Raw genomic sequence first — 275 nt, forward strand, 5'->3', positions numbered from 1 at the left:
CGCTCGGATACACAACAAATTAGGAGGGATGCAATGACATATCGGCTGGTTCGGCTTCCCAGCGGCCGAGAAGTAGGGATGACTGGCCTCGGCGACCCGGCCGGTGAGCGCCTGGCGGTCCTTCTCCACCCGACCCCGGGCGCGTCGGGTTTCGACCCCGCACCAGAGCTAACGGCACGTTCCGGCATACACCTGCTGACATTCGAACGCCCCGGCTACGGCGCCACCGAACAGGACATCACCACCGTCACCAGCTGGGTGGACGACCTCGCCGG

The 275-nt window shown here is 65.5% G+C and carries 1 protein-coding gene; it reads left to right on the top strand.

Features of this window, described 5'->3' with window-relative positions:
• Positions 1-78: 78 nt before the first annotated feature.
• Positions 79-275 (top strand): hypothetical protein (locus tag SB773_RS31600; protein ID WP_410594266.1); only part of this gene is annotated, 197 nt, incomplete at its 3' end.

Source organism: Bacillus sp. SIMBA_074, from assembly GCF_046534555.1.
GTDB lineage: Bacteria > Bacillota > Bacilli > Bacillales > Bacillaceae_G > Bacillus_A > Bacillus_A mycoides.